Annotated in this window: 19 protein-coding genes and 1 tRNA gene; 10 read left to right on the top strand and 10 right to left on the bottom strand. The window is 72.8% G+C overall.

Annotated elements, in window-relative coordinates; all coding sequences use genetic code 11:
• Window positions 1-71: 71 nt before the first annotated feature.
• Both ACF073_RS18490 and ACF073_RS18495 read right to left on the bottom strand, forming a co-directional pair.
• Window positions 72-3,941, bottom strand: a complete 3,870-nt coding sequence (locus ACF073_RS18490; RefSeq protein ID WP_392071191.1) for a Pls/PosA family non-ribosomal peptide synthetase — start codon at window positions 3,939-3,941, stop codon at window positions 72-74.
• A 255-nt stretch (window positions 3,942-4,196) separates the two neighbouring features.
• Window positions 4,197-4,284: transfer RNA gene (locus tag ACF073_RS18495), tRNA-Leu, on the bottom strand.
• Window positions 4,285-4,509: 225 nt separating this feature from the next.
• Between ACF073_RS18495 and ACF073_RS18500 the strand changes: the two genes are divergently transcribed.
• From ACF073_RS18500 to ACF073_RS18510, 3 genes are all read left to right on the top strand, one after another.
• A complete protein-coding gene (locus ACF073_RS18500; protein WP_392071193.1) occupies window positions 4,510-5,835 on the top strand; it encodes a M20/M25/M40 family metallo-hydrolase in 1,326 nt (441 codons plus the stop codon).
• A gap of 160 nt (window positions 5,836-5,995) precedes the next feature.
• Complete coding sequence (gene chpH, locus ACF073_RS18505) at window positions 5,996-6,229, top strand: chaplin ChpH (protein ID WP_345049153.1); 234 nt, start codon at window positions 5,996-5,998, stop codon at window positions 6,227-6,229.
• Window positions 6,230-6,347: 118 nt separating this feature from the next.
• Entirely contained in the window at window positions 6,348-7,208 is an 861-nt protein-coding gene (locus tag ACF073_RS18510; protein ID WP_392071195.1) for a chaplin, read from the top strand.
• A 106-nt stretch (window positions 7,209-7,314) separates the two neighbouring features.
• On the opposite strand, the gene ACF073_RS18515 is transcribed toward ACF073_RS18510, so the two are convergent.
• A complete protein-coding gene (locus tag ACF073_RS18515) occupies window positions 7,315-7,503 on the bottom strand; it encodes a DUF5703 family protein (protein WP_392071197.1) in 189 nt (62 codons plus the stop codon).
• A 47-nt stretch (window positions 7,504-7,550) separates the two neighbouring features.
• On the opposite strand from ACF073_RS18515, the gene ACF073_RS18520 reads away from it, so the two are divergent.
• Window positions 7,551-8,246 (top strand): hypothetical protein, encoded by a 696-nt coding sequence (locus tag ACF073_RS18520; RefSeq protein ID WP_392071199.1) that lies wholly within the window; start codon window positions 7,551-7,553, stop codon window positions 8,244-8,246.
• A gap of 82 nt (window positions 8,247-8,328) precedes the next feature.
• Here the strand turns inward: ACF073_RS18520 and ACF073_RS18525 are convergent, their stop codons facing one another.
• Window positions 8,329-10,575: a helix-hairpin-helix domain-containing protein gene (locus ACF073_RS18525; protein ID WP_392071201.1), complete on the bottom strand. Its 2,247-nt coding sequence runs from the start codon at window positions 10,573-10,575 to the stop codon at window positions 8,329-8,331.
• Window positions 10,572-11,555 carry an aldo/keto reductase gene (locus ACF073_RS18530; protein ID WP_392071203.1) on the bottom strand — a complete coding sequence of 328 codons (984 nt, stop codon included), beginning with the start codon at window positions 11,553-11,555 and terminating at the stop codon, window positions 10,572-10,574. The genes ACF073_RS18525 and ACF073_RS18530 overlap by 4 nt, the downstream gene beginning before the upstream one ends.
• 196 nt (window positions 11,556-11,751) lie before the next feature.
• Here ACF073_RS18530 and ACF073_RS18535 point away from each other — a divergent pair, with 196 nt between their 5' ends.
• The gene (locus ACF073_RS18535) at window positions 11,752-12,807 is read left to right on the top strand and encodes an LLM class F420-dependent oxidoreductase (protein ID WP_392071204.1); all 1,056 of its coding nucleotides are present in this window, start codon (window positions 11,752-11,754) and stop codon (window positions 12,805-12,807) included.
• A 287-nt stretch (window positions 12,808-13,094) separates the two neighbouring features.
• Here the strand turns inward: ACF073_RS18535 and corA are convergent, their stop codons facing one another.
• Window positions 13,095-14,090: a magnesium/cobalt transporter CorA gene (corA, locus tag ACF073_RS18540; RefSeq protein WP_392071743.1), complete on the bottom strand. Its 996-nt coding sequence runs from the start codon at window positions 14,088-14,090 to the stop codon at window positions 13,095-13,097.
• A 61-nt stretch (window positions 14,091-14,151) separates the two neighbouring features.
• Here corA and ACF073_RS18545 point away from each other — a divergent pair, with 61 nt between their 5' ends.
• From ACF073_RS18545 to mshC, 4 genes are all read left to right on the top strand, one after another.
• Window positions 14,152-14,838, top strand: a complete 687-nt coding sequence (locus tag ACF073_RS18545; protein WP_392071206.1) for a histidine phosphatase family protein — start codon at window positions 14,152-14,154, stop codon at window positions 14,836-14,838.
• Between the two features lie 99 nt (window positions 14,839-14,937).
• Window positions 14,938-15,528 (top strand): DUF3090 domain-containing protein, encoded by a 591-nt coding sequence (locus ACF073_RS18550; protein WP_392071208.1) that lies wholly within the window; start codon window positions 14,938-14,940, stop codon window positions 15,526-15,528.
• A complete protein-coding gene (locus tag ACF073_RS18555; protein ID WP_392071210.1) occupies window positions 15,492-16,316 on the top strand; it encodes an SCO1664 family protein in 825 nt (274 codons plus the stop codon). The genes ACF073_RS18550 and ACF073_RS18555 overlap by 37 nt, the downstream gene beginning before the upstream one ends.
• Window positions 16,317-16,409: 93 nt before the next feature.
• Entirely contained in the window at window positions 16,410-17,639 is a 1,230-nt protein-coding gene (gene mshC, locus ACF073_RS18560; RefSeq protein ID WP_392071211.1) for a cysteine--1-D-myo-inosityl 2-amino-2-deoxy-alpha-D-glucopyranoside ligase, read from the top strand.
• Window positions 17,640-17,891: 252 nt separating this feature from the next.
• Here mshC and ACF073_RS18565 read toward each other — a convergent pair whose 3' ends face one another.
• Window positions 17,892-18,893, bottom strand: coding sequence for a PAC2 family protein (locus ACF073_RS18565; protein WP_392071213.1), 1,002 nt, complete (start codon window positions 18,891-18,893; stop codon window positions 17,892-17,894).
• Window positions 18,894-19,047: 154 nt separating this feature from the next.
• Window positions 19,048-19,719, bottom strand: coding sequence for a FadR/GntR family transcriptional regulator (locus tag ACF073_RS18570; RefSeq protein WP_392071215.1), 672 nt, complete (start codon window positions 19,717-19,719; stop codon window positions 19,048-19,050).
• Between the two features lie 148 nt (window positions 19,720-19,867).
• On the opposite strand from ACF073_RS18570, the gene ACF073_RS18575 reads away from it, so the two are divergent.
• On the top strand, window positions 19,868-20,293 hold the full coding sequence (locus ACF073_RS18575) for a hypothetical protein (protein ID WP_392071217.1): 426 nt from the start codon (window positions 19,868-19,870) through the stop codon (window positions 20,291-20,293).
• 111 nt (window positions 20,294-20,404) lie between these two features.
• Here the strand turns inward: ACF073_RS18575 and ACF073_RS18580 are convergent, their stop codons facing one another.
• Together ACF073_RS18580 and glpK are read right to left on the bottom strand one after the other, a co-directional pair.
• Window positions 20,405-22,021, bottom strand: coding sequence for an FAD-dependent oxidoreductase (locus tag ACF073_RS18580; protein ID WP_392071219.1), 1,617 nt, complete (start codon window positions 22,019-22,021; stop codon window positions 20,405-20,407).
• Between the two features lie 47 nt (window positions 22,022-22,068).
• A complete protein-coding gene (glpK, locus tag ACF073_RS18585; protein ID WP_392071221.1) occupies window positions 22,069-23,607 on the bottom strand; it encodes a glycerol kinase GlpK in 1,539 nt (512 codons plus the stop codon).
• Window positions 23,608-23,645: the final 38 nt, after the last annotated feature.

The raw sequence follows: 23,645 nt of genomic DNA on the forward strand, positions 1-23,645 counted from the left end.
TGTGTCCGCTCCCTGCGCTGTGCCACCACTCCGTGCCGGTGCACCGCCCACCGGCCCCGAAGGGGCCGCGCTCAGCGGCGCCATGCCTCGATCGGGTTGCCGAGCCAGCGGGTGTCGTCCGGGACGGACTCCGCGGCCATGACGAGCGACGCGGGACCCAGGGTCGTACGGGCCCCGATCGTGCTGCCGGGCAGCACGATCCCGCCAGGGCCCAGTGTGGCGCCCTCACGGAGGACCACAGTATCCGTCCGCAAGATCCGGTCGTGGAAGAGGTGAGTCTGCAGCACGCAGCCCCGGTTCACCGTGGCCGCGTCCTGAAGGGTCACCAGATCCGTCTCCGGCAGCCAGTAGCTGTCCACCCAGACGCCCCGGCCGATGCGGGCGCCGAGCCCGCGCAGCCATGCCGTCATCACCGGCGTCCCGGGCACCGCGCCGGCCAGCCACGGCACCGCGAGCACCTCGACGAAGGTGTCCGCCAGCTCGTTGCGCCAGACGAACGAGCTCCACAGCGGATGCTCCCCGGCCCGGTGCCGCCCCACCAGCAGCCACTTCGCGGCGATGGAGCCGAGCGCGGCCACCGCACCGGCCGCCATCAGCACCGCGCCCGACAGCGCCCAGGCCCACCCGCCCAGCGCGCACAGCGCGGCCGCCGTCGCCCCGGCCAGCGCCGCCGAGCACAGGACCGGAACGATCCGGCACAGCTCCACGAGCCCGCGCGCCCACAGCAGCCGGGCCGGCGGGTCGTACGTGCGGCTCTGGTCACCGCCGGCCGCGCTGCGCGGCAGCTTCACCGGCGGCAGCCCCAGATACGAGGTGCCCTTCTTCGCCTTCTTCGGCGTCGCCGACAGCACACCGACGAGACCGCCGTCCGGCACGCTGCGCCCCGGCGCGGTCATCCCGGAGTTCCCGAGGAAGGCCCGCCGCCCGATCTCCGCGCGCCCGATCCGCATCCAGCCGCCGCCCAGCTCGTAGGGAGCCGTCAGGGTGTCGTCCGCCAGGAAGGCGCCGTCGCCGACCGTGGTCAGGCTCGGCAGCGCCAGCACGGTCGACACCTCGGCGCCCCGCCCGATCCGCATGCCGAGCAGCCGCAGCCACACCGGCGTGACAAGACCGGCGTACAGCGGGAACAGCGTCTGACGGGACAGGTCCATCAGCTGGGTCACGGTCCACGCCTGCCAGCCGATCCGGCTGTGCGTGGGATGCGTGCCCTCGCGCAGTCCCAGGCTGAGCAGCCGCACGCCGACCAGGATCTTCACCGCGTACACGAGACCGAAGGCCAGCGTGGCCGGGACGAGCGCGAACGCGGCGCCGCGCAGGACCTCGGCGACCGGCGCCCCGGGCGCCACGAACAGGCGGGCGACCAGCAGCGCGGCCACCCCCGCCGACACCGGCATGGCGGTCAGCATGACACCCGTCACGCCGTACATCACCCGCCAGTACGTGCCCCGCTGCGGACGGTCCTTGGGCCAGTTGCGCTTGGCCTTGCCGAGCTTGACCGCGGGCGCCCCGGCCCACCGCTGACCGGTGGGGACCTGCCCGGCGACGGCCGAACCGGGCGCCACCTCGGCCCGCTTGCCGACCCGCGCGCCGGGGAAGAGCATGCTGCGCGTCCCGACGACGGCGTGGGCCCCGACCTTGATCGGCCCGACCTCCAGCCGGTCCCCGTCCAGCCAGTACCCGGACAGGTCCACCTCGGACTCCACCGCGGACCCGCGCCCCAGCCGGAGCATGCCGGTGACCGGCGGCAGCGAGTGCAGGTCCACATCGGGCCCGATCTTGACGCCCAGCGCCCGCGCGTACCGCTCCAGCCAGGACCCGGTCAGTCCGGTCGCCCCGCTGAACTCCGCCAGCCGCTCGGCGGTCCACAGCCGCAGGTGCACGCTCCCGCCCCGCGGGTAGCGCCCCGGTTCGAGGCCGCGCAGCAGCAGCCGCGCCCCGCCCGCCGCGAGCGCGATACGTCCGGGCGGGCTGAAGAAGAGCAGGGCGCAGGCCGCGATCAGCCACCAGGGAGCGGTCGGCAGCCAGGAGTAGGCGGGCAGCAGGTTCCCGGCCGCCGCGAGGACCACCATCCAGCGCAGCCCGAGCAGGGTGACCAGCGGGAGGAGCAGCAGGAGCTGGACGGCCTGGGCGCACAGCGGCACCGGGGCGATCGTGCGCCGCGCGCCGTCGTCCTGCGCCGAGCGCTCCAGGCGCCGGGCCAGCTTGCGCAGGACGGGCTGCTGGTAGATGTCGAGGACGGCGGCGCTCGGGTAGCGGGTGCGCAGCCGGGTGGTGAGCTGGGCGGCGGCCAGACTGCCGCCGCCGATCGCGAAGAAGTCGTCGTCGGCGGTGGCCACCGGGATGCCGAGGACCTCCGTCCACTGTTCGGCGAGCCAGGCCTCGGTGCCGTAGAGCCGCTCGGCCTTCCCGCCGGTCTCCACGCCCTCCAGGGGCCACGGCAGGGCATTGCGGTCCACCTTGCCGGAGGTCCGGGTCGGCAGGTCGGCGACGGGCGCGAGCAGCGGCACCAGCGCGGCGGGCAGCGCGGCACGCAGCTTCTCGACGGCGGCGGCCTGATCCCAGCCCTCCTGGGTGACCACATAGCCGACGAGGAGCTGATTGCCGCCGCGGGCGGTGCGCACGGCGGCGGCGGCCCCGGCGACACCGGGCAGCGCCTGCAGCGCGGCGTCGACCTCGCCCAGCTCGATCCGCCGCCCGCCGAGCTTGATCTGCTCGTCGGCCCGCCCCAGGAAGACCAGCCCCTCGGGCTCGGCCCTGACCAGGTCACCGCTGCGGTAGGCGCGCTCCCAGCCCAGCGACTCAAGCGGCGCGTACTTCTCCGCGTCCTTCTCGGGGTCGAGGTAGCGCGCGAGACCCACCCCGCCGATCACCAGCTGTCCGCTGTCGCCCATGGCCACGGGCTCGCCGGCGCCGTCGACCACGGCCAGCTCCCAGCCGGCCAGCGGCAGCCCGATCCTGATCGGCTCCTCGCCGGTCATCAGCGCCGCACAGGCCACGACGGTCGCCTCGGTCGGCCCGTAGGTGTTCCACACCTCGCGCCCCTCCGTGACCAGCCGCTGCGCCAGCTCGGGCGGGCAGGCCTCGCCGCCGAAGATCAGCAGGCGTACGTCGTTGAGGGTCTCGGGCTCCCAGAGCGCGGCCAGCGTGGGCACCGTCGAGACCACGGTGATCTCCTGCTCGACCAGCCAGGGCCCGAGATCGGCACCGCTCCTGACCTGCGACCGGGGCACCGGCACCAGGCAGGCGCCGTACCGCCAGGCCAGCCACATCTCCTCGCAGGACGCGTCGAAGGCGACGGAGAGCCCCGCCATGACCCGGTCCCCGGGGCCGATCGGCTCCTCGGTCAGGAACAGCGCGGCCTCGGCGTCCACGAACGCGGCGGCGCTGCGGTGCGTGACGGCGACGCCCTTCGGCTTCCCGGTGGACCCGGAGGTGAAGATGATCCAGGCGTCGTGCTCGGCGCCGGGCCGTGCGGCGGCGGCCGCGCCGGGACCGCCCTGGACGTCGATGGTGCCGCCGCCGGTGAGGACGGCGCGCACCGCGGCCTCGCCGAACACCAGCTCGGCGCGCTCGTCCGGGTCCTCGGCGTCGACGGGGACATAGGCCGCGCCGGCGGCGAGGACGGCCAGGATCGCGACGTACAGCTCATTGGTCCCGGAGGGGACCCGCACCCCGACCCGGTCCCCGAGCCCGACCCCGGCGCCGTCGAGGCGCCTGCGCAGCCGCTCCACCTCGGCGGCCAGCGCACGGTAGGTGAGCTGATGGGTGCCGTCGTCCAGGGCCGGCTCGTCCGGGTACGAGCGCACGGACGCGTCAAGGATGTCGATCAGCGTGCGCGGTGCGGCGGACGGTCCCGCGGAGAAGCGCGCCCTGTCGCCGAACTGCGTGTGGATCTCTTCGTCGAGCAGGCCGAGAGCACTGCTCTCGTCAATGGCTGCCATCAGGTCCTCACGTCAGGTCCGGCCGGGTAACAAACCGGAAATCTTAGTACGACGCTAGGCTCCGCCCCTTCGTGCGGCCACTCAAGAGGGGTCGTCCGGGGGCCGGCGGAGATCATCCGGACACCGCTGACCTGCCGGTCTCACGGCGCGGGGAGACATGGCCCACACGAGCCCGCGTCGGGAGAGGAGAGGAAGAAGGGGGAGGAGAGGGAGGGGGAACAAGAAGAGGGCCCCTGATGAACAGGGGCCCTCCGGTGGTGTCCGAGGGGGGACTTGAACCCCCACGCCCGATAAAGGGCACTAGCACCTCAAGCTAGCGCGTCTGCCATTCCGCCACCCGGACAAGGTGTCTGTCGTGCGAGATTTCCCTTTCGGCGGGGTTTCCCTCGCGGCGACGAAGGAAACATTACCAGGCTTTCGGAGGTGGCTGATCACCCCCCGGCCGCCCCCGGTCCGGGGCCGGCCGCGCGTGAACGGCGTGTGACGGGCCGGGACCGGTCTTGGGCCCGGAGCGGGGCCGGGGAGAGGATGAGGAGGACCACCAGCAGTGACAGCGGGAGGAAGCAGCGTGAGCGAGACGGACACGGCCAGGAGCGTCACCGGCGAGGACGAGGTCGTGGACCTCTGCCGCGAGCTGATCCGGTTCGACACCAGCAACTACGGCGACCACTCCGGTCCGGGCGAGCGCAAGGCCGCCGAGTGGGTCGCCGAGAAGCTGGCCGAGGTCGGCCTCGAGCCCGAGATCTACGAGTCGCACCCCGGCCGCGCCTCCACGGTGGCCCGGATCGAGGGCACGGACCCGTCCCGGCCCGCACTGCTCATCCACGGCCACCTGGACGTCGTACCGGCCAACGCCGACGACTGGACCCACCATCCGTTCTCCGGCGAGATCGCCGACGGGTGCGTGTGGGGCCGCGGGGCCGTCGACATGAAGGACATGGACGCGATGACCCTCGCGGTCGTCCGCGACCGGCTGCGCAGCGGGCGCCGGCCGCCCCGGGACATCGTGGTCGCCTTCCTCGCCGACGAGGAGGCGGGCGGCACGTACGGCGCCCGCCACCTGGTCGACCACCACCCCGGGCTGTTCGAGGGCGTCACCGAGGCGATCAGCGAGGTCGGCGGTTTCTCCTTCACCGTGAACGAGCAGCGGCGGCTCTATCTGATCCAGACGGCCGAGAAGGGCATGCACTGGATGAAGCTGACCGTGGCCGGCACCGCCGGGCACGGTTCGATGATCCACCGCGACAACGCCATCACCGAGCTGTCCGAGGCCGTCGCCCGGGTCGGCCGGCACAAGTTCCCGGTGCGGGTCACCAAGACCACCCGGGCCTTCCTCGACGAACTGGGCGACGCGCTCGGCACCGAGCTGGACCCGGAGGACATGGAGTCCACCCTCGCCAAGCTCGGCGGCATCGCCAAGCTGATCGGCGCGACCCTGAGCAACACCGCCAACCCCACCCAGCTGAACGCCGGCTACAAGGTCAACGTCATCCCCGGCGAGGCCACCGCCCACATCGACGGACGGTTCCTGCCCGGCCACGAGGAGGAGTTCCTCGGCGACCTCGACCGGCTGCTCGGCCCGCACGTGCGCCGCGCGGACGTGCACACCGACAAGGCGCTGGAGACCAGCTTCGACGGCGACCTGGTGGAGGCCATGCAGTCCTCGCTGCTCGCCGAGGACCCGACCGCCAAGGCGATCCCGTACATGCTCTCCGGCGGCACCGACGCCAAGTCCTTCGACGACCTCGGCATCCGCGGCTTCGGCTTCGCCCCGCTGAAGCTGCCGCCGGAGCTGGACTTCGCCGGCATGTTCCACGGCGTGGACGAGCGGGTGCCGGTGGACGGCCTCCAGTTCGGCGTGCGGGTGCTCGACCGGTTCATCGACGCTTCGTGAGACCCCTCGCCGGGCGCGCACGCCGGTGTAATCGGGCAGTCGTACGAGATGTACTGAGAAGGGTGAATGCGACGATAAGTTCGTAGCTTCATTAGTTCCTCCTCGTTGCAGCTGATGTGATCCCGCACCTTGGGGTCGCATTGCCAACTAGGAGGAAGTAATGATCAAGAAGGTCGTCGCTGCTGCGGCTGCCACCGGTGGTCTGGTTCTCGCCGGCGCGGGCCTGGCCGTCGCCGACTCCGGGGCGCAGGGTGCCGCCGTGCACTCCCCGGGCGTCGTGTCCGGCAACGTCGTCCAGGTGCCCGTGCACGTCCCGGTGAACGTGTGCGGCAACACGATCAACGTGATCGGGCTCCTGAACCCCGCCTTCGGCAACGCCTGCGTCAACAAGTGACGCCGGCTCCCTGAGGGGCGTCTTTACCACGACCGTCGGCCCCGGAGCGCGCGCCATGCGCTCCGGGGCCGACCGGTCTTCCGAGAACGAAAGCACGGAAGGCAGGGGGGATCTCAGCATGCGACAGGGCACGCGCAAGGGCCTGATGACCATGGCCGCCGCGACCGGCGTGATCGCCGCGGCGAGCGGCTACGCACACGCCGACTCGGGCGCAGCGGGCGCCGCCGGGGGCTCACCCGGCGTACTGTCCGGCAACACCGTGCAGGTGCCGGTGCACGCACCGGTGAACATCTGCGGCAACACCGTCAACGTCGTCGGGCTCCTCAACCCGGCGGCGGGCAACACGTGCGCCAACCACGGCGGCGCCCCGGCGGGCCGGCACGGCGGCTCCGGCGGTTCGCACGCGGACGGCCACACCGGCGGCTCGCCGGGCGTCGGCTCGGGCAACACCGTCCAGGTGCCGGTCGACGTCCCGGTGAACGTCTGCGGCAACAGCGTCGACGTCATCGGGATCGGCAACGCCGTCACGGGCAACGACTGCGCCAACGACGGAGGGCACGGCAACCCTCCCGGGAAGCCCGGCCATCCCGGGCACCCGGGGCACCCCGGGAAGCCGGGGGAGCCGGGGCATCCGGGCAAGCCCGGCCAGCCCGGTCAGCCCGGTCGTCCGGGGAACCCCGGGGCTCCTGGCCACCCGGGCCACCCCGGTAACCCTGGCCACCCCGGGACCCCGGGTCACGGCGGCAGCACCGGCCACACCGGCACCTCGCAGGGCCACCCGGGTACGGGCGTCCAGCACGCCGGGGGCCGGTCCACGGGCCACGGCGTCGAGGCGCAGACGGGCCGCTCCGCCCAGCCGCTGGCCGCGGGCCGGCTCGCGCACACGGGCAACGAGGTGCCGCTGGGCATCGCGCTGCCGGTCGGCGCGGGCGCGCTGCTCGCGGGCGCGGTCCTGTACCGCAAGGCCCGGGCGGCCTAGCGGCGACAGCGGCACGACGGCGTACGGCCCGGACAGGGCCGTACGCCCCGGAAACGGGGCGGGCCCTGCCTTGTCGGCAGGGCCCGCCCCGTGTGTGTCTCCGGATTCACCATGTGGCATGTACCTGGCGGATGATCCGCCGCCGCAACCGCACCCTGCGGCTGCCGTCGCGCAGCAGGCTCAGTCGGTCCAACTCCCAGTGTCCGTACTCGGCATGGTCCGTCAGCAGACGTGTCGCCTCCTTGCGGGAGACCCCGCGAGGCACGTACACGTCGACAAATTCGTATTCCGGCATCGCATCTATTGTGCGGGCTGGTGCCCGGTACGGATAGCGTCTGCACTATGTCTGATGCTGCGCAGCCCACCGCTGCCGAGGTACGCGCCGCCGCCGAGGCGGTCAAGACCGCGCTCGACCGCCATCTGGCGGCGGTCGAACGCAGGTCGGGGGAGGACGACCCGGACGTCTCCGAGGCGTTCAATCAGCTGGCCGCTGCCGCCGAGGTGTACGACGAGCTGCTCTACGACCGCTACGACGAGGTCACACCCTTCGAGATCCCGGGGGCGGAGGACGCGCTTCCGCCGTACGCGGGTCCCGAGGAACCCAACGCGATCAGTGTGCTGATCCGCCGCGACTACACCGTGGCGGAACCCCAGCGGCTGCTGGCACAGGCCCAGCGGGTCGAGGCGGCGGAGTTCGACGACGGCGCGGACGACGACGCCGCCGCCCGCACGGTCCCCGGGGCGCTGGGCACCCTCTTCGGCGAGTTCGAACCCGACGAGATCGCCTCCCGGCACAAGGAGTTCGGCCTGGAGGAGGGCGACTCCACCCTGTGGGTCACCGCGGCGGAGGAGTCGCCCGAGGCCGGGGAGTGGCTGGAGGCGCCGTTCGACCACATCGATCCCCAGCAGGTGGTGTGCCGCTTCGACGTGAGCGCGGTGTTCGACGACGAAGTCTCCGACGGCGACGAGGACGACGACGACATCGACTTCGTCGACGAGGACGACGAGGAACTGGAGCCGCTCGACGCCGAGCGGTGAGCGGTGCGCCAGGAGGCGGTGCCGTAGGGCCCCGGGGCCGGTACGGCACCGCCTCCGTCCGCGGCACCGGGCCGCGGACGGATCAGGCTCTCGCCTCCTGCGTGCGCAGCAGAGTGTGCAGCCGGGTGGTACGGGGCTTGGCCGGCACCTCCGCGACCGCCTTCGGCAGGGCCTGCTCCACGCCGTGGACCACGGACAGATGCCGCTCCGCACGGCCGAACGCCGTGTACACCCAGGGGCGGCTGAGCGCCTGTGCGGCATCCCCGGGCAGCACCACGACCGCCGCCGGCCAGCGGCTGCCCGCCGCCTGGTGCGCGGTCAGCGCCCACCCGTGCCGCACGCCGCTCTCCACCCGCTCCCGCGGTACGACGACGGGGGCACCCGCGCACGACAGGTGCAGCCCGTCGGTGTCGGCCTTCACCACCACGCCCGGCACGGTGCGCCCCGGCGCGGGGCAGTGGACGATCCGGTCGCCGGGGTCGAAGCCGCCGAACCTGCCGGGGCCCGGGTTGAGGCGCTCCTTCAGGGCCGCGTTGAGCGCGCGGGTGCCCGCAGCGCCGCCATGGCCCGGGGTGATCACCACCGTCTGGTCCGCCGGCACGCCGATGGCCCGCGGCACCGAGTCCGCGACCAGCTGCACCGTCCGGTGCACGGCCTCGCCCGCGTCCCGCACCGGCACGATGACGATCTCCTTTCCGGGGGCGGCCACCTGGTTCAGCTCGCCGATGCCGATGCCGGAGACCAACTCGCCCAGGGGGCCGGGATCCGGGACCCGGGAGGCGGTCACCGGGCAGAACCCGGCAGCGAGCAGATCGGCGAAGACCCGGCCGGGGCCGGCCGACCACAGCACCCCCGGGTCGCCGCTGAGCACCAGCCGGGCACCGTCGGGCAGCGACTCCACCAGCATCGCGGCGCTCTCCACGTCGAGCTGGGGCGCGTCCGGCACGATCAGCAGGTCGAGCTCAAGGGCGCCGTCCGCGTCGCGCCCCGGTCCCTCGGCGCCGGACAGCAGTCCCGCGACCGTGCCCACGCCCCGCTCGGCGGGCCCGCCGTCCAGCCGCGCGGCAAGCCGCAGGCTCCCGTCCGGCGTGTGGCAGGCGGCGAAGGCGCGCAGGCCCGCGGCCCGGGCGGCACCGAGCAGCGCGGCCGGTTCGGCGCGGGCCGCTTCCCCGCCGGTGTGCAGCACCAGCCCGTGCCCGGCGACCGCGCGGCCCAGCTCGGCCGCACCGCCGGACAGCCCGGCCGCGGCCGTCTCCCAGCGCTGACCGTCCGCCTCGGACAGGGAGTTGACCAGCCGGGCCAGACCGTCGGCGAGGCTCTCCTCGGCCAGCGCGTACCGTTCGAGGCCGACGAGGACCCGGACCGGCCGTTCCTGCTCCTCGTCGGTGTCCTCGGGCGCGGGCGCGGGGGCGCCGGGCTCCTCCAGGGCGTCCTGGAACACCAGCGCCTCCCCCTCGGCGAGGGCGTCCTGCACCGCCGCGTCCGGATCCGGCACGCCCTGCCGGCCCAGCGCCGCGGTGAGCGTGGCCAGATCGAGGGCGGTGTGCCCGGCCACGGCCGCCTGCTCCAGCAGCCAGACGGTCACCGCACGGCCGCGCCGCTCGTCGTCGGGGCCGCAGTCCGCGCCGAGCAGCGCCCGCGCGAAGCCGTCGGCCTGCTCCGGCCGCACCCCGGCGATGCGGAGCAGCTGCCAGGGGTCCTCCCGGAGCGCGGTGTCGGCCCCCTCGCCGAGCGCCTCGGCGGCCTGCGGGGCCAGGGTGTCGGGGGCGCCGCCGTCGGCCAGCACCCGGCGCACTGCATCCACGGCCTCCGGCGCCGGGCCACCGGCCGGGACCGGGGCGGGGGCCGGCCGGGGCCTGTTGACCGGCTCCGGCGCGGTGCGGCGCGGTGGCGCCGGCTCGGCGAACACCGTGGCCGTCGGCTTCTCGCCGCTCTCCACGGCCCGGACCGCCGCGAGCAGATCGGCCGCCGTGCCGCTGAGCTTGGCGCCGCTGGCGATCGGGTTCGTCTTCTCGGCCTTGCGCCGCTCGATCCGTTCCCGCTCGATCCGCTGCGCGGCCAGCTCGGCCTCCGCCTCGGACAGCCCGCCGGAATCGGACCCCTCGGCCGTGTCGCCCCCCGTGCCGGCGGAACCGTCCGCCCCCGGCTCGCCCTCACCGTCGCCGCTACCGACGTCCTCCCCCGGCACGCTCCCCTCGGCGTCCCCGGCGTCCCCGGCGTCCCCGGCCTCGGCGTCCCCGGCCACTCCGGCGGCGTCCTGTTCCGTGGTCCCGGGTGTCTCCGGCGTCCCCGGCCCGGCTTCCTCCGTGGTCTCCGGCTCCGTGCTCACAGCGTGCTCCAGTCGTGATCGGGATAGCGGTGCAGGGGCGCCGACACATCGTCCAGCGCCCGGCAGATCTCGTCAGGAAGACTAAGGGCCTCCACTGACAATGCCGCCGTGAGCTGCTGCGCGTTGCGCGCGCCCACGATCGGCGCGGCCACCCCGGGCCGGTCCCGCACCCAGGCGAGGGCCACCTGGAGCGGGGTGACCGCGAGCCCGTCGGCGGCCGTCGTCACCGCGTCCACGATCCGGGTCGCCGTGTCGTCCAGGTACGGCTCCACGAACGGCGCGAGGTGCTCGGAGGCGCCCCGCGAGTCCGGGGGAGTGGCGTGCCGGTACTTGCCGGTCAGCACCCCCCGGCCGAGCGGCGAGGAGGGCAGCAGGCCCACGCCGAGGTCGAGCGCGGCCGGCAGCACCTCGCGCTCCACGCCCCGTTGCAGCAGCGAGTACTCCAGCTGCGTGCTGGCCAGCCGGGTGCGGGCGCCCGGCGCCGCGAGCTGCCAGGTGGCCGCCTTGGCCAGCTGCCAGCCGCAGAAGTTGGAGACGCCCGCGTACCGCGCACGGCCGCTGCTCACCGCGAGGTCGAGGGCCTGGAGCGTCTCCTCGAGCGGGGTGCCGGGGTCGAAGGCGTGGACGTGCCACACATCCACGTACTCCGTGCCGAGGCGGGCCAGGGAGGCGTCGAGCGCGGCGAGCAGATGGCCGCGGGAGCCGTCGACACGGCGGTCGGGATCCGGCACGCTGCCCGCCTTGGTGGAGACGACCAGGTCCCGGCGCGGCACCAGGCCGTCCATGAGCTGCCCGAGCAGATACTCCGCCTCCCCGTTGCCGTACACGTCCGCGGTGTCGACAAGGGTGCCGCCGGCTTCCCAGAACGCCTTCAGCATGTCCGCGGCGTCGTGCTCGTCGGTGTCCCGGCCCCAGGTGAGGGTGCCGAGTCCGATCCGGGACACGCGCAGGCCGGTACGGCCGAGATGCCTCTGCTCCATGTCCGCGAGATTACTGGCCAGAACTGCTGCCGTGGGTTGCCTGTGGATAACTTGATCGGCCCCGCCCGTACGGCGGTGACGGCCTGCGCGGATCGCGTGATCCGCCCCCTGCCGGGGGCCGTGCCCTGCCCCCGGCGCCCGCCCCCGCGCTAAGGTCTGCGCCACAGGACGTTACTCATGGGTAAGGGGATCGGCCATGCAGCTCGGGATCAACCTCGGCTACTGGGGTGCCGGAATGGACGGCGACAACCTGGCCGTGGCGCAGGAGGCCGACCGGCTGGGTTACGCGGTGTGCTGGGCCGCCGAGGCGTACGGCTCCGACGCGGCCACGGTGCTCAGCTGGGTCGCCGCTCAGACCGAGCGGATCGACGTCGGCTCGGCGATCTTCCAGATCCCGGCGCGGCAGCCCGCGATGACCGCGATGACCGCGGCCACGCTCGACTCGCTCTCCGGCGGCCGGTTCCGGCTCGGCCTCGGCGTCTCCGGGCCGCAGGTCTCCGAGGGCTGGTACGGCGTCAAGTTCGACAAGCCGCTGGCCCGCACCCGCGAATACGTGGAGATCGTCCGCAAGGCGATGACCCGGGAGCGGCTGACGTACGAGGGCGCGCACTGGACGCTGCCGCTGCCCGGCGGCCCGGGCAAGCCGATCAAGCTGACCGTGCACCCGGAGCGCGAGCACATCCCGCTCTACATCGCCGCGATCGGCCCGAAGAACCTGGAGCAGACCGGCGAGATCGCCGACGGCGCGCTGCTCATCTTCCCCTCCGCCGAGCATTTGGAGGAGACCACGATCAAGTACCTGCGCGCGGGCCGGGAGAAGGCGGGCCTGACGCTCGACGGGTTCGACGTGTCCCCGACCCTGCCGCTCGCCCTCGGCGACGACAAGGACGTCGCCCGGCTCGCCGACACCTTCCGCCCGTACACCGCGCTGTACGTCGGCGGCATGGGCAGCGCCAAGCAGAACTTCTACAACCAGCTGGCCCAGCGCATGGGATACGCGAAGGAGGCCGCCGAGATCCAGGAGAAGTACCTGTCCGGGGACAAGCAGGGGGCCGCCGCCGCCGTCCCGCAGGACCTCATCGACCGGACCACCCTGCTGGGCTCCGTCGACCGGATCGCGGACCGGATGAAGGAGTACGCCGCCGCCGGGGTCACCACCCTCAACCTGGCGCCGGCCGGCTTCACGCTGGACGAGCGGCTCGCCTCCCTGCGCGCCGGCACCGAGGCCCTGGAGCGTGCGGGGCTCGCGTAAGGGGACGGCCCCCAGGGGGCGTTTCAGGAGAGGGATTTCAGCGGCCGTGGTGGGGGCTCGGGGGTCTTCCCCGCCACGGCCGTCATCGGGAACAACGCGCCCGGCGCCGCGTGGTTACGACCTCCGCGGCGCTTCTTTCACCGCCGTGGCGGTCCTTCGTTCGGCCGATCCGGCCCGCACCCCTGTCACGCGGCACTTCTGTCCGTCTGTTCCAGGAGATCCCCGACGGCCGGCATCCACGCCGTGTACGCCTGCGAGACCCGCCCACGAGTCCGCCTGAACCGTGCTCACAGCCAGCCGCGCCGCTTGAAGAGCCGGTACAGCACCATCTCCAGCGCGGCCATCAGCAGGATCACCGCCGGATACCCCCACAGCCAGTGCAGCTCGGGCATGTGGTCGAAGTTCATGCCGTAGATGCCCGCGATCATCGTCGGGACGGCGGCCATCGCCGCCCAGGCCGAGATCTTGCGCATGTCGTCGTTCTGCCGGACGCTCATCTGCGCCAGGTGGGCCGAGAGGATGTCCGAGACCAGCCGGTCCAGGCCCTCCACCGACTCGTTGACGCGCATGAGGTGGTCGCTCACGTCCCGGAAGAACGGCCGCGCCTTGTCGTCCACGAAGGGCACCGTGGTGCCCAGCGGCCCGGCGCCGGCCAGCCGGGTCAGCGGCAGCGCCAGCGGCCCGGTGGCCCGGCGGAACTCCTGGACCTGCCGTTTGAAGGTGTAGATCCGGGACGCGGTGTGGCGGGAACCGCCGCCCTCCGGCTGGAACACCTCCGCCTCCAGCTCGTCCAGGTCGTTCTGCAGCTCCGTCGCCACCTCCAGATAGTGGTCCACCGTGGCGTCGGCGATCGCGTACAGCACGGCGGTGGGGCCCTTGTCGAGCATCTCCGGCTCCTCCTCCAGCCGGTGCCGCACGGCCGCCAGCGGCGAGCCCTCGCCATGGCGGACGGTGACCACGAAACCGTCGCCGACGAAGACCATCACCTCGCCGGCCGAGACGGCATCGCTCTCGGGCTCGTACACGACCGGTTTCAGCACCATGAACAGCGAGTCGTCGTACACCTCGAGTTTGGGCCGCTGGTGCGCCTTGAGCGCGTCCTCCACGGCCAGGGGGTGCAGCCCGAACTCCTGCGTGACCAGGTCGAACTCCCGCTCGGACGGCTCGTACAGGCCGATCCAGACGAAGCCGCCCACCGCCCGTGCCTCGTCGAGGGCGTCGGAGAGGTCCTCAGGACCCTCGGTGCGCTGTCCGTGCCGATAGATGGCGCAGTCCACGATCACTCTGCGCATTCTCCCTTCGCCCGCCCGCCGTCGCACCACGTTGTGCGCCTACCCTTGCCGCATGCCCACGCTGATCCTCGTAAGGCACGGACGTTCCACCGCCAACACCTCGGGACTGCTCGCCGGCCGGACGCCCGGCGTCGCCCTGGACGACCGCGGCGCCGCCCAGGCCGCCGCGCTGCCGGGCCGACTCGCCGGCCTGCCGATCTCCGAGGTCGTCACCAGTCCGCTCCAGCGCTGCCAGGAAACCGTACGGCCGCTGCTGGAGGCCCGCCCCGGACTGCGCTCCCACACCGAGGAGCGGATCCAGGAGTGCGACTACGGCGACTGGTCCGGCCGCAAGCTCGCCGAGCTGAAGGACGAGCCGCTGATGGAGATCGTGCAGGCGCACCCGTCCGCCGCCGCCTTCCCCGGCGGCGAGTCCATGCGGTACATGCAGACCCGCGCCGCCGAGGCCGTACGCGAGTGGAACGCGCGCGTGGAGCGCGAGCACGGCACCGACGCCGTCTACCTCATGTGCTCCCACGGCGACATCATCAAGTCCCTCGTCGCCGACGCCCTCGGCCTCCATCTCGACCTGTTCCAGCGGATCTCCGTGGAGCCGTGCTCCGTCACCGCGATCCGCTACACCCGGCTCAGGCCGTTCCTCGTCCGCCTCGGCGACACCGGTGATTTCGCTTCGCTCGCCCCGCGCGAGGAACCTGGTGAGGGCGACGCACCGGTCGGGGGTGGTGCGGGCGCACCGTGATCGTCGGCCGCAGTAGGGTGAAGCGACCCACCCCGTCGCCGCACCGCGCGGCCCGCCCCGCCGAACCTCTCGCACCCACGAAATCAATGGAGACAGGACGTGTCCCGTCAGGTGTTCCTCTACGACCAGCCGGACCGCTTCGTGGCCGGCACGGTCGGACTGCCCGGGCGCCGTACGTTCTTCCTCCAGGCCATCGCCGGCCCCCGGGTGACCAGCGTGGCCCTGGAGAAGACCCAGGTCGCCGCACTCGCCGAGCGCATGGACGAACTGCTGGACGAGGTCGTACGGCGCAGCGGCGGCAGTGCGGCCGTCCCCGCCGTGGCGCCCACCGAGATCTCCGACACCGCGCCGCTGGACACCCCCATCGAGGAGGAGTTCCGCGTCGGCACCATGGCGCTGGCCTGGGACGGCGAGGACCAGCGCATGATCGTCGAGGCTCAGGCCCTGGTGGAGCTCGACGCCGACACGGAGGAGGACCTCGCCGAGGCCGAGGAGCGGTTGCTCCAGGACGAGGAGAACGGGCCCCCGATGCTGCGGGTCCGGCTGACCGGCGCGCAGGCCAGGGCCTTCGCCAAGCGCGCCCTCGACGTCGTCAACGCCGGGCGGCCGCCGTGTCCGCTGTGCAGCCTCCCGCTCGATCCGGAAGGACACGTATGTCCGCGCCAGAACGGATACCGTCGCGGAGCGTGACGGCCGGTCCCGACCCCGCCGAGCTGCTCGCGCGGGGTGAGCTGACCGTGCGCGGACGGATCCGCGAGGCGTCCAACGCGGCCCTGTTCTGCACGGTCACCCTCGACGGCCGCAAGGCCGCCTGTGTGTACAAGCCGGTGGCCGGAGAGCGCCCCCTGTGGGACTTCCCCGACGGCACCCTCGCGGGCCGTGAGGTGGCCGCCTACGAGGTCTCCGAGGCCACCGGCTGGGGTCTCGTACCGCCCACCGTGCTGCGCGACGGGCCGTACGGCGAGGGCATGTGCCAGCTGTGGATCGACGTCGAGGCCGAGACCGAGCTGCTCGCCCTGGTCGACGGCGAGGAGCCGGAACCGGGCTGGAAGGCGATCGGGTTCGCCGAGGTCGGCGAGGACCGCACCGCGCTGCTGGTGCACGCCGACGACGAGCGGCTGCGCCGGCTCGCCGTCCTGGACGCGGTGATCAACAACGCCGACCGCAAGGGCGGCCATCTGCTGCCCACCGCCGACGGCCGCCTCTACGGCATCGACCACGGCGTCGCCTTCAACGTCGAGAACAAGCTGCGCACCCTGCTGTGGGGCTGGGCCGGGGAGCCGCTCACCCCGGAGGCCGTCGACGTCCTCAAGGGGCTTGGGGACGCCCTGGAGGGCGGTCTGGGCGAGCGGCTGGCCGCACTGCTCACGCCGGCCGAGATCGACGCCACGCGCGCGCGTGTCGACGCGCTGCTCGCCTCGGGCCTGCACCCGGAGCCGAGCGGCGAGTGGCCCGCCATCCCCTGGCCGCCGGTGTGAGCACACCCGGCGCCGAGGTGCAAGACCGCGTATCCGGCCATCCGGCCTGATCCCATTCGTATCCGCAGCTCGGCGCCGGTTAGGCTCATGTACATGCATGCCTGGCCCGCTTCCGAGGTCCCCGCCCTGCCTGGTCAGGGCCGCGACCTGAGGATCCACGACACCGCGACCGGCGGCCTCGTCACCCTCGACCCCGGTCCCGTCGCCCGTATCTACGTCTGCGGCATCACGCCGTACGACGCGACCCACATGGGTCACGCGGCGACCTACAACGCGTTCGACCTTGTGCAGCGCGTGTGGCTCGACACCAAGCGGCAGGTCCACTACGTCCAGAACGTCACCGACGTCGACGATCCGCTCCTGGAGCGCGCGGAGCGGGACGGCGTCGACTGGGTCGCCCTCGCCGAGAAGGAGACGGCCCTCTTCCGCGAGGACATGACCGCCCTGCGGATGCTCCCCCCGAAGCACTACATAGGCGCCGTCGAGGCCATACCCGGCATCGTCCCGCTCGTGGAGCGGCTGCGCGAACTCGGCGCGGCCTACGAGCTGGAAGGCGACGTCTACTTCTCCGTCGGGTCCGACCCGAACTTCGGCAAGGTGTCCCGCCTGGACGCCACCGCCATGCGGCTGCTGTCCGCCGAGCGCGGCGGCGACCCGGACCGTCCGGGCAAGAAGAACCCGCTCGACCCGATGCTGTGGATGGCGGCCCGCGAGGGCGAGCCCAGCTGGGACGGCGGTTCGCTCGGCCGGGGCCGCCCCGGCTGGCACATCGAGTGCGTCGCCATCGCCCTCGACCACCTCGGCATGGGCTTCGACGTCCAGGGCGGCGGCTCCGACCTCGCCTTCCCGCACCACGAGATGGGCGCCTCGCACGCCCAGGTGCTCACCGGCGAGTTCCCCATGGCCAAGGCGTACGTCCACGCCGGCATGGTGGCGCTGAACGGCGAGAAGATGTCCAAGTCCAAGGGCAACCTCGTCTTCGTGTCCCGGCTGCGCCGCGACGGCGTCGACCCGGCCGCCATCCGCCTGGCCCTGCTGGCCCACCACTACCGGGCCGACTGGGAGTGGACGGACGAGGTCCTCCAGGAGGCCGTGGACCGGCTCGGCCGCTGGCGCGCGGCCGTCTCCCGGCCCGACGGCCCGTCGGCGGACGCCGTGGTCGAGGAGGTCCGCGAGGCCCTCTCCGCCGACCTGGACGCCCCCGCCGCGCTCGTCGCGGTCGACCGCTGGGCGGCCCGCCAGGAGCAGGAGGGCGGCACCGACACCGGCGCCCCCGGCCTGGTCAGCCGCGCCGTGGACGCCCTGCTGGGCGTGGCCCTCTAGAGGGCGGGCGGCACCGGCGCTACGAGCGACGCGAGCGGTACCGGCAGGACGCGCGGGGGCGGTTCCCACAACGGGACCGCCCCCGCCGCGGGTCCGGGACCGGCGCCGCGCCCGGGAGGCCGCCCAGGGCCGTCAGGGCCGCCTGACGAGGCCAAGCCGCCCGACCGGACCGGCAGTTGACCGGACGCCCGCGGGGACGGCGCAGGGGCGGTACGCAGCGCGTACCGCCCCTCGCTCGGCCCTTCGCCGGGCTCAGTCCTCCGAGGTGTCCTCGTCCTCGCCGTCCGTGCCGCCGGGGGCTTCCGGCTTCGGAGGCTTCGGCGGCCGGGTCCGGCCGCTCGGACCGCCCGGGTTGTCCCGCAGGTACGACCCGCCGTCCCCGCCGTCCGCCGTGGCGTGCCCGCCCGGCGGGCTGACGTCCCGGCGCCGCAGATACCGCTCGAACTCGCGCGCGATCGCCTCTCCGGACGCCTCCGGAAGCTCGGCGGTGTCCCGGGCCTCCTCCAGCGTCTGGACGTACTCCGCGACCTCGCTGTCCTCGGCGGCCAGCTGGTCCACGCCCACCTGCCAGGCACGCGCGTCCTCGGGCAGCTCGCCCTGCGGGACGCGCAGGTCCAGCAGGTCCTCCAGGCGGTTGAGCAGCGCCAGGGTGGCCTTCGGGTTGGGCGGCTGGGAGACGTAGTGCGGTACGGCCGCCCACAGCGACACCGCCGGGACGCCCGCGTGCGTGCACGCCTCCTGGAGGACGCCGACGATGCCCGTCGGCCCCTCGTACTTGGTCTCCTCCAGGTCCATGCGCTGGGCCAGGTCCGGATCGGACGTGACCCCGCTGACCGGGACCGGACGCGTGTGCGGGGTGTCACCGAGCAGAGCGCCCAGGATGACCACCAGCTCCACGCCCAGCTCGTGCGCGAAGCCGAGCAGCTCGTTGCAGAACGAGCGCCACCGCATGGACGGCTCGATGCCGCGGACCAGCACCAGGTCGCGCGGCTTCTCGCCGCCGACGCGGACGACCGAGAGACGGGTCGTCGGCCACGTGATCTTGCGCACACCGCCGTCCATGAACACCGTGGGACGGTTCACCTGGAAGTCGTAGTAGTCCTCGGCGTCCAGCGCCGCGAACACCTCGCCCTTCCATTCGCGTTCCAGATGCGCGACCGCCGTGGAGGCGGCGTCGCCGGCATCGTTCCAGCCCTCGAACGCGGCCACCATGACTGGGTCGATCAGCTCGGGAACCCCCTCCAGCTCGATCACCCAGTGCCTCCTTCCGACGTGCCCTCGCTTGACTCACCAACCTTACGGCGTCCGGCGGGGGCGCCCGCAGCCCCCCGGCCCGGGGGATGCACGGATCACTGCCCCGTTCGTCACCCGGGAACACCCCGCCGCGTCGCGGCGCTCTGGGCCGCGCTCACCGGGTGGACCGCAGCCACTGCTCCACGCTCGCGATGTGCACGGTCGCCCAGGAGCGCGCCGCCTCCGCGTCCCCGTCGCGCAGCGCGGCCAGGATCGCCCGGTGCTCGCGCAGGGTGCGGCCGACCGCGTCCTCCTGGGTCAGCCCCCGCCAGATCCGGGCCCGCGTGGTGGGGCCCGACAGCCCGTCCAGCAGCGAGGACAGCACCGAGTTCCCGGCGCTGCGCACGATGCTCCGGTGGAACTCCAGATCGGCCGCGACCAGTTGCTCCACCGACGGCTCCGCGCCCAGCGCCGCCAACCGGGCGTCCAGCAGGTCCAGTTCCTCCGCGCCGATCCGTCCGGCCGCCAGCGCGGTCGCGGCCGGCTCCAGGATCCGGCGGACCGCGAGGAACTCCAGCACCGTGTCGTCGCGGTGGAAGTCCACGACGAAGCTCATCGCCTCCAGCAGCAGCTGCGGATCGAGGCTGGTGACATAGGTGCCGTCGCCCTGGCGTACGTCGAGGATCCGGATCAGCGACAGCGCCCTGACCGCCTCCCGCAGGGAGTTGCGGGACAGCCCCAGCCCGGCCGCCAGCTCGCTCTCCCTCGGCAGCCGGTCCCCGGGGCGCAGCGCACCGGAGACGATCATGCCCTTGATCTTCTCGATCGCCTCGTCGGTGACTGCCATGACCGGCCTCCTGTCGCCCGCACACCCTGCGCAAGACATCGGATGTCTCAGCGCACACTAAGCGGCGCGGGCCGGAACCGCCCGGTCCGGTGCGGGGTCTTGGGACAGGAGTGATGGAAAGAACGCCAAGAGAACAGGATCGGTACACGTGTCACAGCTGTTGAGGAAGCCACTGGCCCGCGCGGGCTTCACGGTGGTCGCCGCCATGGGTCTCGCCCTCACCTCCGGGGTCGTCACCGCCCACGCGGCGGGCAAGCCGAACACGGTCGACTACTTCTCGTCGGGCGGCAAGAAGCGGGCGATGGTCGTCTTCGAGCCGCGCGACTCCGCCCGGGACGACGAGCGGGTGGACATCCAGGACCTGAGCAAGGACGGCCACTACATCTGGACGGAGGTGTACGACGTCACGGCACGCAAGTTGAAGGGCCACTGCCAGACGTCCAAGTTCACCTCGTGCCCGTTCGCGATCCCGGAGGGCCACAAGGTCCGGATCAATGTGTACCGGCTGAACGCCCATGACTCCGACTTCATGGACGAGGTCCACACGAAGACGGGCAAGCTGCCGACGGCCTGACCGTCCGGCGCCCTGAACGGCGCTCGGCCCCACCGGTGAGACACCGGTGGGGCCGAGCGCGCTGTGCGCGGTGCCGGCCCCCGTCAGGGAGCGCCGGCACCGGGCCGGGACCTACTTCTTGTCGAGCACGTCCTTGACCTTGGCACGGACCTCGTCCGTGGCCAGGCCGCGGATGGTCAGCGTGGTCCGGCGGCGCAGCACGTCATCGGCCGTCTCGGCCCACTCGTGGTCACGGGCCCAGACGACCTGCGCCCAGATCTCGGGTGCGTCGGGGTGGACGCGCGCGGCCAGCTCCGGGTTCTCGTTCGCGAGGCGGGCGATGTCGAACGCCAGGGAACCGTAGTGGGTGGCCAGGTGCCTGGCGGTGTCGGCGGCCATGCGCGGACCGGGCGCCGGGTTGTCGACCAGCAGGCGGTGGGCGACCGCGCGCGGGTTGGCGACACCGGGCAGCGGCAGCTTCTTCGGCAGCGAGGAGATCGGCTCGAAGTCGTCGCCGAGCGGGTGGCCCGGCAGCGCCTCCAGCTTCTTCATGATCGTCCGGCCGATGTGGCGGAACGTGGTCCACTTGCCGCCCGCCACGGACAGCATGCCGGCCCTGCCCTCGGTCACCACGGTCTCCCGCTTGGCCTTGGCGGTGTCGCCGGGGCCGCCGGGCAGCACCCGCAGACCGGCGAAGGCGTAGGTGATCAGATCGCGGTCGAGCTGCTGGTCCCGGACGGAGAACGCGGCCTCGTCCAGGATCTGGGCTATGTCCTTGTCGTTGACCGCGACGTCCGCCGGGTCGCCCTCGAACTCCTCGTCGGTGGTGCCGAGCAGCAGCATGTCCTCCCAGGGGAGGGCGAAGGTGATGCGGTACTTGTCGATCGGGGTGGCCAGGGCGGCCTTCCACGGGGACGTCCGCTTCAGGACCAGGTGCGCGCCCTTGGACAGCCGGATGGACGGTGCGGCGTCCGGGTCCTCCATGCGGCGCAGGTGGTCGACCCAGGGGCCGGTCGCGTTCAGCACCAGGCGGGCGTTGACGCCGAACTCGTCGCCGGACAGCCGGTCCTTGAGGTCGGCGCCGGTCACCCGGCCCTTGGTGAAGCGCAGCCCGGTGACCTCGGCGTGGTTGAGGACGACCGCGCCCGACTCGGCGGCGGCGCGGACCGTCATCAGGGCCATGCGCGCGTCGTTCATCTGGTCGTCGCCGTACACGGCCACGGCCTTGAGGTTCTCGGTGCGCAGCTCGGGCACGTCCTGCGCCGCCTTGGCGGGGGAGAGCAGGTGGCCGACGCCGTCGCCGAACGCGGAGAGCGCGGAGTAGGCGAAGACGCCCGCGCCGAGCTTCGCCGCGCCGTGCGGGCCGCCCTTGTACACGGGGAGGTAGAAGGTGAGCGGGTTCGCCAGGTGGGGGGCCACCTGACGGGAGACCGCACGGCGCTCGAAGTGGTTCTCCGCCACCAGCTTCACCGCGCCGGTCTGCAGGTAGCGCAGACCGCCGTGGAGCAGCTTGGAGGAAGCGGAGGAGGTGGCGCCGGCGAAGTCGCCGGCGTCGACCAGCGCCACCCTGAGTCCGGACTGCGCGGCGTGCCAGGCGGTGGAGATGCCCAGGATGCCGCCGCCGATCACAAGAAGGTCGTACGACGCCTTGGCGAGCTGCTCCCTGGTCTCGGCGCGGCTCGGGTGGGAGCCGGAGGCCGGGTGCGTTCCCAGGGCAGGCACGGACTGCAGGGTGGGCTGACTGGTCATGTCGGGTACTTACTCCTCGTCAGAGCTCTCTGAGCGGTCCGAGCCGCTCAGCTCTCGTCCTCGATCCAGCCCATGGTCCGCTCGACGGCCTTGAGCCAGTTCTTGTACTCACGGTCGCGGGTCTCCGCGTCCATGTGGGGGGTCCACTCGGCGGCCCGGCGCCAGTTGGCGCGCAGTTCGTCGGTGCTGGACCAGAAGCCGACGGCGAGACCGGCGGCATAGGCGGCGCCGAGGCAGGTGGTCTCGGCGACCATCGGGCGCACCACCGGTGCGTCCAGGACGTCCGCCAGGGTCTGCATCAGCAGGTTGTTGGAGGTCATGCCGCCGTCGACCTTGAGGGCCACCAGCTCGTCGCCGGAGTCCTTGACCATGGCGTCGGCGATCTCCCGGGTCTGCCAGGCGGTGGCCTCCAGGACGGCGCGCGCGAGGTGCGCCTTGGTCACGTACCGGGTCAGGCCGGCGATCACACCGCGGGCGTCGGAGCGCCAGTGCGGGGCGAACAGGCCGGAGAAGGCCGGTACGAAGTAGGCGCCGCCGTTGTCCTCGACCGAGAGCGCGAGCGTCTCGATCTCGGCGGCGGTGGAGATCAGGCCCATCTGGTCGCGCATCCACTGGACCAGGGAGCCTGTGACGGCGATCGAGCCCTCCAGGGCGTAGACCGTCGGCTGGTCGCCGATCTTGTAGCCGACCGTGGTCAGCAGTCCGGCGTAGGAGTTGATGATCTTCTCACCGGTGTTCATCACCATGAAGGTGCCGGTGCCGTACGTGGACTTGGTCTCGCCCTCGGAGAAGCAGGTCTGGCCGAACAGGGCCGCCTGCTGGTCGCCGAGCGCGGAGGCCACCGGGATGCCCCCGAGGAGGTCGCCGAGCTTGCCGCCGGTGACCTCGCCGTAGACCTCGGCGGAGGACCGGATCTCGGGGAGGATCTGCAGCGGGACGCCGATCGACTCGGCGATCTTCTCGTCCCACCGCATCGTGTGCAGGTTCATCAGCATGGTGCGGGAGGCGTTGGTCACGTCGGTGACGTGCTTGCCCCCGTTGACACCGCCGGTCAGGTTCCAGATGACCCAGGTGTCCATGGTGCCGAAGAGGATGTCGCCCGCCTCGGCGCGCTCCTTGAGGCCGTCGACGTTGTCGAGCAGCCAGCGGGCCTTGGGGCCGGCGAAGTAGGAGGCGAGCGGGAGACCCGTCTCGCGGCGGAAGCGGTCCTGGCCGACGTTGCGGCCCAGCTCCCGGCACAGGGCGTCGGTGCGGGTGTCCTGCCAGACGATGGCGTTGTGGACGGGCTCACCGGTGTTCTTGTCCCACAGCACGGTGGTCTCGCGCTGGTTGGTGATGCCGATGGCCTTGATGTCGTCCCGGGTGATGCCGGCCTTCTGCACGGCCCCGGCGACGACCTCCTGGACGTTGGTCCAGATCTCGTTGGCGTTGTGCTCGACCCAGCCCGGCTTCGGGAAGATCTGCTCGTGCTCCTTCTGGTCGACGGAGACGATCCGGCCGTCCTTGTCGAAGACGATGCAGCGCGAGGAGGTGGTGCCCTGGTCGATCGCCGCGATGAAGGGGCCTGCGGTGTGGGCGTCGGTCACTGTGTGCTCCTGAAAGATCCGTGGTGATGGGGCTGTGG

Origin of the sequence: Streptomyces sp. NPDC015171 (genome assembly GCF_043079545.1) — a bacterium.
In the GTDB taxonomy this organism is placed as follows: domain Bacteria; phylum Actinomycetota; class Actinomycetes; order Streptomycetales; family Streptomycetaceae; genus Streptomyces.

Coding starts and splice junctions, on each gene's coding strand:
- ACF073_RS18555 (WP_392071210.1), top strand. CDS start 15,492: ATGTCCGCGCCAGAACGGATACCGTCGCGGAGCGTGACGGCCGGTCCC.
- ACF073_RS18535 (WP_392071204.1), top strand. CDS start 11,752: ATGCAGCTCGGGATCAACCTCGGCTACTGGGGTGCCGGAATGGACGGC.
- ACF073_RS18490 (WP_392071191.1), bottom strand. CDS start 3,941: ATGGCAGCCATTGACGAGAGCAGTGCTCTCGGCCTGCTCGACGAAGAG.
- ACF073_RS18580 (WP_392071219.1), bottom strand. CDS start 22,021: ATGACCAGTCAGCCCACCCTGCAGTCCGTGCCTGCCCTGGGAACGCAC.
- ACF073_RS18520 (WP_392071199.1), top strand. CDS start 7,551: ATGTCTGATGCTGCGCAGCCCACCGCTGCCGAGGTACGCGCCGCCGCC.
- mshC (WP_392071211.1), top strand. CDS start 16,410: ATGCATGCCTGGCCCGCTTCCGAGGTCCCCGCCCTGCCTGGTCAGGGC.
- ACF073_RS18530 (WP_392071203.1), bottom strand. CDS start 11,555: ATGGAGCAGAGGCATCTCGGCCGTACCGGCCTGCGCGTGTCCCGGATC.
- ACF073_RS18510 (WP_392071195.1), top strand. CDS start 6,348: ATGCGACAGGGCACGCGCAAGGGCCTGATGACCATGGCCGCCGCGACC.
- ACF073_RS18570 (WP_392071215.1), bottom strand. CDS start 19,719: ATGGCAGTCACCGACGAGGCGATCGAGAAGATCAAGGGCATGATCGTC.
- chpH (WP_345049153.1), top strand. CDS start 5,996: ATGATCAAGAAGGTCGTCGCTGCTGCGGCTGCCACCGGTGGTCTGGTT.
- ACF073_RS18515 (WP_392071197.1), bottom strand. CDS start 7,503: ATGCCGGAATACGAATTTGTCGACGTGTACGTGCCTCGCGGGGTCTCC.
- ACF073_RS18545 (WP_392071206.1), top strand. CDS start 14,152: ATGCCCACGCTGATCCTCGTAAGGCACGGACGTTCCACCGCCAACACC.